The 10,151-nt window shown below is 46.1% G+C and carries 7 protein-coding genes; 2 read left to right on the top strand and 5 right to left on the bottom strand.

Annotated features, from left to right (window positions below; all coding sequences use genetic code 11):
- The 3 genes from AC1DSE_RS22585 to AC1DSE_RS22595 form a co-directional block, all read right to left on the bottom strand.
- Positions 1 to 1,122: molybdopterin oxidoreductase family protein (locus tag AC1DSE_RS22585; RefSeq protein WP_477528221.1), on the bottom strand; the 1,122-nt coding region annotated here is incomplete at its 3' end.
- Positions 1,107 to 3,257, bottom strand: a complete 2,151-nt coding sequence (gene nirB, locus AC1DSE_RS22590; RefSeq protein WP_441886665.1) for a nitrite reductase large subunit NirB — start codon at positions 3,255 to 3,257, stop codon at positions 1,107 to 1,109. The genes AC1DSE_RS22585 and nirB (AC1DSE_RS22590), both read right to left, overlap by 16 nt.
- Positions 3,258 to 3,285: 28 nt before the next feature.
- Positions 3,286 to 4,548 (bottom strand): molybdopterin molybdotransferase MoeA, encoded by a 1,263-nt coding sequence (locus AC1DSE_RS22595; RefSeq protein ID WP_477528222.1) that lies wholly within the window; start codon positions 4,546 to 4,548, stop codon positions 3,286 to 3,288.
- A 387-nt stretch (positions 4,549 to 4,935) separates the two neighbouring features.
- On the opposite strand from AC1DSE_RS22595, the gene AC1DSE_RS22600 reads away from it, so the two are divergent.
- On the top strand, positions 4,936 to 6,171 hold the full coding sequence (locus tag AC1DSE_RS22600; RefSeq protein WP_477528223.1) for a nitrate/nitrite transporter: 1,236 nt from the start codon (positions 4,936 to 4,938) through the stop codon (positions 6,169 to 6,171).
- Between the two features lie 185 nt (positions 6,172 to 6,356).
- Here AC1DSE_RS22600 and AC1DSE_RS22605 read toward each other — a convergent pair whose 3' ends face one another.
- Together AC1DSE_RS22605 and AC1DSE_RS22610 are read right to left on the bottom strand one after the other, a co-directional pair.
- Positions 6,357 to 7,397 carry an anthranilate phosphoribosyltransferase gene (locus tag AC1DSE_RS22605; protein WP_441886674.1) on the bottom strand — a complete coding sequence of 347 codons (1,041 nt, stop codon included), beginning with the start codon at positions 7,395 to 7,397 and terminating at the stop codon, positions 6,357 to 6,359.
- 12 nt (positions 7,398 to 7,409) lie between these two features.
- Positions 7,410 to 8,024, bottom strand: coding sequence for an ANTAR domain-containing response regulator (locus AC1DSE_RS22610; protein WP_441886677.1), 615 nt, complete (start codon positions 8,022 to 8,024; stop codon positions 7,410 to 7,412).
- Positions 8,025 to 8,341: 317 nt separating this feature from the next.
- On the opposite strand from AC1DSE_RS22610, the gene nirB (AC1DSE_RS22615) reads away from it, so the two are divergent.
- Positions 8,342 to 10,151: nitrite reductase large subunit NirB (nirB, locus tag AC1DSE_RS22615; protein WP_477528224.1), on the top strand; the 1,810-nt coding region annotated here is incomplete at its 3' end.

Below are 10,151 nucleotides of genomic sequence, written 5' to 3' on the forward strand. Positions count from 1 at the left end.
GTCCTGTTCATCCTCTATATTCCTATACACTGGCAAGTGATCGCTTTTTTGACCATGCTCTCTTCCCCCCTGCCCGTTGCCTTGTCCGGTCACGGCGCCGTAGCCGCAGCCGGGTTTGCCKACTTTTCCCGTTGCGATTACGAGGTTCAAGAAGTTTCGTACCGCCATATGGCCATCAGTCTGCTGCTCTACGCCTCTCGCAGTGAAAATAATACCGGATTCCGCGCGTCCATACGCAATAGCCGCTTTTTGGATGGCAGTTTCTTTTAAGCCCGTTATATTTGCCACCTCATCCAGCTGAATGCTGGAGAGATGATCCTTTAATTCTGCAAATCCATTGGTTCTTTTAGTAATAAATTTTTCATCCATCAGCTTCTCATCAAGCAACACTTTCAGCAGTCCATTAGCAAGTGTAGCGTCCGTACCGGGCTTAAGCTGCAAATGGATGTCGGCAATCGCAGCCGTTGCCGTAACTCTCGGATCAATGACGATGATGATGGCTCCGTTTTCTTTTGCTTTTATGAAATAAGGCATCAACGTGGGCTGACATTCAGCTATATTCGTTCCTGCCAAAATAATGCACCGAGCAAGCGGAATATCGGATAATCGGCAGGTCAGCCCTCGATCGATGCCGAAGGTTTTGTTGCCAGCAGACGCTGCAGCTGACATGCAAAACCTACCGTTATAATCGATATACTTTGTTCCCAGCGCAATTCTGGCGAACTTCCCGAGCAAGTAGGCGCTCTCGTTAGTCAGAGATCCACCTCCGTATACACCAAGTGAATCAGGGCCATGATCCTTGCTGCTGATTTGGAATTTACTGCAAATTGCGTTTATTGCTTCCTCCCATGACGAAGCGACAAATTGGCCATCTTTCCTTACTAATGGCTGAAGCAGACGCTCTGGACTAATTGCATGCTGATGTGCATTCATGCCTTTCACGCATAGTCGTCCTTCCGAAGCAGCGTTAGCAATTCCTTCAATCACATAGGAAGGCCTGCTTGATTCTAGGACAGTCGGTTCTTTCGTTATGCGCATCTTGCATTGCACGCTGCAAAACGGACATTGCGTATCCATGACGAAGCCTGAATCCTTGCTCTTATGAATTAACGATTGCTGCATATACCCTCACCAAGTCCTTTCATCCTTTGTTGCACTGCGGCAGCAGTCTTTGCTCTACCAGCAAGCTCCATTCGGCAGCTGCTATCGAGCAGCCTTTCTCTAATCTCTATGATTCCTGCTCTTTCCAGCCATTTCCAAACCGGCTCGCCAAATTCGGCATATTCCCTGTATAGCTGGAGGCAAGCTAAAGACAGCGCTAATGCGAGTGAGTTTGTCTCTGCTACTGCGATAAGCTGCCCTTGCTTAACGGGGTGTTCTGAATGCCCGCCAACATAGATTTCCCACCCCGAAGGCGCTCCGGTGATTCCAATATCATGAACAAGTACTCCGGCCGGATTTTGAATGCTGGGTGAAATAGCCGCTTTCACTGGTGCCGGGAAAGGCAAGCTTGCGCAGCAGCTTTCTAGCTCGCTCCCAAGGGAAACCAAATCAAACTCAGCATGGATACCGCGTATTAAATCTAGATTTGCAGGGGCAGAGTTTATGCTAAAACTGTATTCAGCTGCGATATTTCTATCTAGATTAGCAGCCTGTGGATGATAAATAACTAAATAATAGTGCAGGGCAGAAGAGCAAACGGTGCAGCCGGATAAGATCTTCCAGCCTAATGATGTTTTCATTTCATGAACAGAAGACATCGGATTGGCAGCAATATGATGTTTCAGCGTCTCGTGACTGGCATCGGTGCATCTGCAAATTGGCGGAGCCGATGCTTTCAAAGCATCTTTGCCATGTTGAAGCGCATATTGGACGATCGCTGCGACGATGGGACGGCAGCCTCCGCAGGAGCTTGAGGCTTTCGTATGATCACGAACCTGCTCCAGCGTTAGTAGACCGTCTTCAATTACGGCGCACATGATAGCGGATTTGTCTACTGCATTACAGGCACATACCATCTCACGCTCTTGCATTTGAGCAGCTAGTTCATCTTTTGCACTGCCGCCTCCGGCGCTCGGAGGAGCAATAAGCTCCACAACAGCTGCTCTTCTATTCACTAAGCCAAGCAAGGCGGTTCCTTCCGCTGTATCGCCATACAATATAGCTCCGCGCACCGTACCTTCCTTCATCGTCACTTTTTTGTAAGTTCCGTGAATACCATCAAACTGCTGGATAGCGGTCTCTGCTTCTTCCGGACGAATTTCGCCGACTGAAAAAACCTCGACCCCTGAAACCTTGAGCTGTGCGTATGGAACGGAACCTAAGTAGGGCTCTGAACTATGTCCGCAAATACTTTTGGCCAGCACCTTCCCTTGCTCATAAAGCGGTGCAACTAAACCATAAGCGACGCCACGATGCTCCGCGCATTCACCAACGGCATATATATTGGGTTTGCTCGTTCGCATGTAATCGTCCACGATGATTGCTCTTTTAGTATCGATACCGCTCTTTTTGGCCAGCTCGACGTTTGGACGGATTCCTACGGAAATGACGATTAAATCTGCTTCTAATGAATCGCCGTTCGTGAAGCGTATTCCTTTAGCGCGATTTAATCCGGTAATGCTTTCCGTTTCCTTGCTGAGCCAGAATCGCATCCCTTGCTCTTCCAATTCTTTGCGAAGCATGTCGGATGACATACGATCGAGCTGACGATTCATTAAATAAGGCGCATTGTGAATGACATCTGTTTCCATGCCGAGATTTAACAAGCCTCGTGCAGCTTCAAGCCCTAGCAAGCCGCCGCCGATCACTGCGGCTTTCTTATATTTTTTTGAGTATTCGATCATCATCTTGCAATCGTCAATGTTACGGAACGAGATGACGCCAGATTTATGAACTCCTGCAATGGGCGGAATAAAGGCAGAAGAGCCGGTTGCTATAATGAGATGATCATAATCGGCACGAATGCCGGATATGGTCGTTACATATTGTGAATCTGAATGAATATGAGCGACAGTCTCGCCTTTAAAAAGACTTATTTCCCGTTCCACATACCAAGACCAATCATTAATTACTATGCTTTCAATGGAAGAGTCTCCTTGAAGCACCTTTGATAATAAAATACGGTTATAGTTCGGATGATGCTCATTGCCAAATACCGTAATTTGGAATTTATCTGGCGCAAGCTTGATGATTTCATCCACACATTTAATACCTGCCATTCCATTTCCTATAACGACTAGTTTCTCTCTACTCACCTATGCTCACATCCACTCGTGCAATTTCCTAGATTGTTAAAGAAACAAAACGAACCTCTTGCCCAGCTGACGCGCCAGCCCCCCCGGCTGGTATTTGTACGATAGCATTGGCTCTAGCGAAGGCAGCAACATTACCGGACTTATCATGACGCAGCGGCTCTACCATCCATTCCTTCTCCGAGCGATAGACAAATGCTCTCGCGTATCTTGGATAAGGGGACGGTTTAGCTATGGAATCGATTAAACGCCCTTCCATCCACTCGGTCCGAAAATCATTTCTTCCGATAGCCTTCAATATCGCAGGACGAAGCAGCAGCTCGACACCTGCAAAGCAAGCAGATGGATTCYCGGATAAGCAAATGAGAAGCTTAGATCCAAAATGATAGGCAGAGGTAGGCGTTCCCGGTCGCATGACAACTTTAGTAAACAAAGGTACGCCGCCGATGCTTTCCGCCGCCAGCTTTACGAAGTCGTAATCACCAACCGATACACCTCCTGTGGTTACGATCAATTCTGATTGCTCTAGCGCCGCCTTAAGCGCGTTTTCAATCGTTTTCAGGCAATCGGGTACGGACCTATGACGAATGACTGAGGCTCCAAGATCCCTAAGCCGAGCGCTTACCATGAAGCTGTTCGCGTCAAAAATTTTGCCGGATTGCAAGCTCTCGCCTGGCATGAGCAATTCATCGCCAACCGGAATAATTGTGACGAGAGGTTTTTTATATACCTGTACTTCCGTTTGCCCAAAAGAAGCTAAAATGGCGATTTCTTTCGATTTGATAGCCGTTCCGCGGTATAGCACCTTCATACCATTTCGGATATCCTCGCCCTTTTCGGCAATGTGTTGTCCTTTTACGTAAGCACGATCAATTTGAATGGATAATCCCCGTAGGTCCATACGTTCGCGTGCTGCTTCCTGCACTACAATCGTATCATAGCCAGCAGGCACGGGAGCACCAGTGAAAATACGAACCGCAGTCATCATTTTTGGCTCCATATCGTACATACGCTCTGATTGGCCTGACCGAATTTCTCCTTTAACCTGTAATAACACAGGCATTTCCTTGCTTGCACCTCCCGATGATGCGGCGTAAATGGCGTATCCATCCATTGCGGCTCGGCGAAAAGGTGGCAAGGAGAATGGGCTTTCAAAATCATGAGCAAGTACTCTGGATAGACAATCATCTAACGATACCGTCTCACAAATCGGCTCCTTCATTTCCCTTGTCAATTTCATTAAAGCGTTTGATACGGATGCCGTAAGCGGTTGAATTGGATTTAGGACCGACATGTTATCCCTCCAGCGAATGATTGGTACAAAAATGATCAGAAAAAGCCCTTTCCCGCATCTGGGAAAAGGCATCATTGCCGCAAGAGTTAGCACGCCATTGTGCTGTACTCGTTCTATAATGTATAGATTAGTTCATGTTAATTTACATGTCAATATATATAACACAATCTTAATCAATTTTTCCGAAAAATATTTTATGTAATATATATTGACATAAATATTACACCGCCCTATAATTCGAGTTGGGGTTACAAAGTTTGTGATCCAATGCATAAAAGTGGTCGCACAATGACGTGCCCCCTATGGCAATGAAGCCGCAATCCGTTCCTTAATAAGGACGGATTGCGGCTTTTTTAGTTGATTACAATAGAAAAGGGAGAGATTGGAATGGAGAGAAAAGGATTTTGGCATAGCGGGCACAAACCTACCTTATTCAGTGCTTTTTTGTATTTTGACATGAGTTTTATGATTTGGGTGCTTATTGGTCCTCTCAGCGTTATTATTGCGGCCGATTATCCGATGGATCCTGTTCAAAAAGCAAACCTCGTAGCTCTTCCTATATTAGGAGGTTCAATTTTAAGATTAGTGTTAGGTTTCATGACCGATTATATCGGGCCCAAACGAACGGCTCAGTTYGGAATGCTCTTTACTCTTATTCCATTAATAATGGGCTGGCAATTCGTACATTCCTTGGATCAGCTCTATATCGTAGCTCTACTGCTCGGTGTTGCTGGCGCCTCATTTGCTGCAGCCTTACCGCTTGCCAGCCAGTGGTACTCCAAGGAGCATCAAGGACTTGCAATGGGTATCGCCGGGGCAGGAAATAGCGGTACTGTAATTTCTACTTTGTTTGCTAACCGCTTGGCGCAACATTACGGCAGCTGGGAAATGGTTTTTGGACTTGCTATCATCCCGATCATTATCGTCTTTATTATCTTCACGATCTTTGCCAAAAATAGTCCGAACCGTCCTGCGCCTAAAAAGCTTTCACAATATGCGCAGGTTTTAAAACAAGGCGATGCATGGGTGTTCTGCGCTTTCTATTGCGTAACCTTTGGCGGATTCGTCGGACTCTCCAACTATTTGACCATCTTCTTCAATACACAATATGGGTTATCCCCAGTCAGAGCCGCTGACTTCACAACCTTTTGTGTCATTGCAGGAAGCTTCTTTAGACCTGTTGGCGGATATCTTTCAGACCGGATCGGAGGAGCGCGCATGTTGACGATTCTTTACAGCGGCGCAGGCTTAATGCTTGCAGCAGTAGCAGCCATGCCCCCACTGCCTGTCGTCATTACCTTGCTTTTCATCGGAATGATGTGTCTCGGTGCAGGAAATGGCTCTGTATTCCAGCTTGTACCGCGGCGCTTCGGCAGTGAACTAGGCCTCATGACAGGCATTATTGGGGCTGCTGGCGGATTAGGCGGGTATGCGCTCCCTCTAATTCTCGGAAAGCTTTATCAATCTACCGGCTCATACACTTCCGGCTTCTTGATCCTCAGCTCTGTGACGCTGGCATCCCTTATTTTGTTAACGGTCATGCAAATGAAATGGAAACATAAATGGATGGCTAAAGGCGGCAAAGCCCGTCTAGACGTTGATGCTTCTCAAGTTAACGTTTAATATACAATTAATCAATTAAATAAACCAAATACCCTTAAACTAAGCTGTTTGCTTAATCCAAGGGTATTTTTTTGTCGTTCTAGAGCTTTTTATGTGCAGCCGTATCGGGGTTTGAAGCAGCTTCGCCATCGCCTTAATCCGGTGATCGTTACGCACTCGGCGCGTTCTCTAAATCTGCCTGATCCTCATAAAATGTTAATAGCGCCACCGAGCATCGCGCCTTGCCATTTGCGATAAAGCTCCCATGGAGCGCATGAGTCAAGCAAATGTTGACATGTATAAATACCTTCCTCAATAGAGTCTACCTTGCCTACGAACTGCAGTCGTACCGCTCCATTTAAAAGCACCTGATTGACGAAGGCAATATGTCCTTCCCCTTGCAGGACGGCTTCCGTCATATGAATTTGCTCGGCTGGAGTCCAATCTGTATCAGGGATAGGAGTCTCTAAGCCATACGTGCCGGGATCGATAATTTGAAGCCGAGATTCACCATCTTCTACGGTAAATGTACGAGTCGGACGTTCGATGAACAGATCTTCAGATCCTTCCACTCCTTGAACGATGAGTGCTTTTCTATATCGTAAATTCGTGGCCAATTGGGTCATTCTTGCTAACACTGTATTATGATAAACGCCGAATACCAAATAAGGCGAATGGGTATAATCGATTAGCTTCTCAGCAGTATTGAGCACAGTTCGCATGCCAAGCTCTAATCGAATCGAACGCAATTGCTTTAGTGGTGGGCACCATTGCTCAGCAGGTACATAAAGAACACCCGTATCCTTTGCTGCTTTTAAAATCTGCTCACGTGGAATACACTCTGTATTTATCCCTAATTCAAGGATTATTTCATGCAGCGTAATCCCCCATTTCGGAGGTAACGGCGCTGTTCCATGTAGAGTGACTGGAAGCCCAGCCGCCGCAAGCAGAAATGCTGTTGCAAACGTAGTAAAGAACGATTTCTTCCGCCCGTCATAAGGCCCTGCACAATCTAGTCCTTGTTGTAATGGGCTTCGGTATGCATGCTTGCGACAGACTGTCACGAATGCCTCTAGCTCCTCGACGCTTTCCATCTTCATTCGTTCAGCTATAAAAAAGGCTCCGATTTGCGCCGGGGTTGCTTTCAACTCCAAAATGGAATTTGCGGCTTCGAGCGCTTCCTCATAATTGAGATCTCTGGCACCCCGTTTTCCTCTGGCAACTTCCTTTAATAGATTTGCAATCATCGCATGCCCCCCTTATTTTGAATCCTGTAGTATTTGATAAACCTTAACAATAGACGTTGCCACATCGACCATTCGCTTCCGTTCATTCATCGCTTGCTTGCGCAGTACGTCGTACGCTTCCGCCTCGGAAATGTTTTTGATTTTGCATAAAATCCCCTTTGCCATATCAATCCATTTACGTTCTTCGAGCCTACTCTCCAGCTGTTTACGTTCGTTCTGCCATTGCTGTCTCTCGAAGCATTGTTTAGAAGCGAAATGAAGCGCCCAGTGCAGCTCTTGCTCGCTCATCGTAGCTGTCAGGAGACCATCAATCGATACATCATCTTCGCAGAAGGCTGTAGATAAAGAAGCTATTGGGGTGCTGCACCACCAGAGTAAGGGTAATGCCCTCTGCTTTAGAAGAACCTCACTCCAAGCTTTGGTCTCATTTAATGGCAAGTGCAAAATAATTGCTTCTGCGCTGCTTAATTGTTGAATTGCCTTTTTTGCGTCATTTGTGCTTATGACATGGTAACCGTAGTCTGTAAGCCTATATTTCGGCGTCTGATCTTTGGGAATTTGTTCCTTTCGAGAAACTGCTTCTACTCCCGCTGCTAGTGGACGTTCTACTACTAACAAAGAACGCATATAGAAGCGCTCCCTCCTATTCGACTTAAAGGTATCAACACAAATCAATATCATTGTTACTATATATAACACGAAAACCTCTTTTTTGTCGATAACCAGAAATTTAAGAAGTGTATGTTATATATATTGACATATAATGCTGTGTCATTGTATATTTACGCTATCAGTAACCAAACATTCTCGAATACAATGGTGTATTCGTCTGAAGCGGCAAAGAAGCCTGCTTTCGTATTCTAGGGAGACGCATGTTCTTCCATGAATGTGAGGCAGGCTTTTGTTATTTTCACTCATACAGCGACTGAGAGGAGAGGAAGACTATGGTTTCTTCCAAAAAAAAATTAGTACTTATCGGCAACGGCATGGCGGGGGTTAGAACAATTGAGCATCTTCTCAAGCTTTCCCCAGAGAATTACGACATTACGATTTTCGGTTCCGAGCCTCATCCCAACTACAACCGCATCATGTTATCCTCGGTCCTAGCAGGAGGAGCAGATATGAAGGAAATCATTATTAATGGCTGGGAATGGTACAAAGAAAATAACATTACGCTGCATACGGGGCACAAGGTTACAAACATTGATTCAGAGCGCAAAAAGATTACCTCTCATTTAGGCATAGAAGTGGATTACGATGAGCTCATTATCGCAACTGGCTCCAATCCGTTTATGCTACCGCTACCTGGTGCTGACAAGGAAGGTGTTATCGCATTCCGCGACATTAATGATTGTGAAATGATGATCGATGCATCCAAAAATTATAGGAAAGCAGTCGTGATCGGCGGCGGATTGCTTGGGCTTGAAGCCGCTCGAGGACTTCTTCATTTAGGAATGGAAGTAAACGTCGTTCATATTCATCCCTACTTAATGGAACGACAATTGGATGAAGCAGCATCTAAAATGCTGCAACGTGAGCTAGAAGCACAAGGCATGAAGTTTCTTTTGCAGAAAAATACTGCTTCAATTAAGGGTAAACGACGTGCTTCCGGGCTAACCTTTACCGATGGCACAGAGGTTGATGGAGATTTGGTGGTTATGGCAGTAGGCATCAGGCCAAACATCGAGCTGGCTAGAGCCAGCGGGATTGATGTTAATCGCGGCATCATAGTCAATGATTTTATGCAAACCAATATTCCTGGTATTTACGCTGTTGGGGAATGCGCAGAGCATCGCGGCATTACCTATGGCTTGGTAGCTCCGCTTTACGAGCAAGGGGCTGTAATAGCCAAGCATTTGGCAAACATCGAAACGACAGGCTATTCGGGATCAGTCACATCCACCAAGCTCAAGGTATCAGGCGTTGATGTGTTCTCAGCAGGACGTTTCAGTGATGCTCCTGGTACACGCGCGCTAAAAATTCAAGACGATTTGGCAGGTACGTATAAGAAAATTATCATTCAAGACGGAATGCTGATCGGAACAGTACTCTTCGGTGACATATCGGATGGCGCGGAATTGTTTGCTTCTATTAAGAAGAGAGAATCTGTCGCAGGACGCGAGAAGGAGCTGTTGCTCGGTATATCGTCTGACCTGCTAGGTCAGTCCTCGGGTAATAACAGGCTTGAAGCCATGGCAGATGATGAAATCATCTGTGGCTGTAACGGTGTTGCAAAAGGGACGATAGCCGAAGCAATTACAACAAAAGGCTGCAATACCATAGGCGCCATTAAAGCCTGTACGAAAGCTTCCGCTTCTTGCGGCGGTTGTAAGCCTTTAGTTGAAGGACTCCTTAGCCTATACGGTGGCGATGCAATTGGCGAACCGGTAAAAGAGGGTATATGTGGCTGTACAACGCTGAGCCGTGACGAAATTGTTTCAGAAATAACTCGGATGCGTCTGATGAGTACCAAGGAAGTTATGAATGTGCTTGAATGGCATAATCCGGAAGGCTGCACGAAGTGCCGTCCAGCACTAAACTATTACCTAGGCATGTTATATCCCGAAGAATATGTTGATGAGAAGGAATCACGATTCACAAATGAACGCTACCATGCGAACATTCAGAAGGATGGCACATATTCGGTCGTACCGCGTATTTACGGCGGTGTAACATCACCAGCTGACCTTAAGAAAATTGCCGAGGTCGCTGAGAAGTTTGAAGTTCCATTAGTTAAATTCACCGGTGGACAAA

This window comes from Paenibacillus sp. 01L418, assembly GCF_056400045.1.

Excerpts from the sequence above, each read along its gene's own strand:
- AC1DSE_RS22605 (WP_441886674.1), bottom strand. The coding sequence starts at position 7,397 with ATGATTGCAAATCTATTAAAGGAAGTTGCCAGAGGAAAACGGGGTGCC.
- AC1DSE_RS22610 (WP_441886677.1), bottom strand. The coding sequence starts at position 8,024 with ATGCGTTCTTTGTTAGTAGTAGAACGTCCACTAGCAGCGGGAGTAGAA.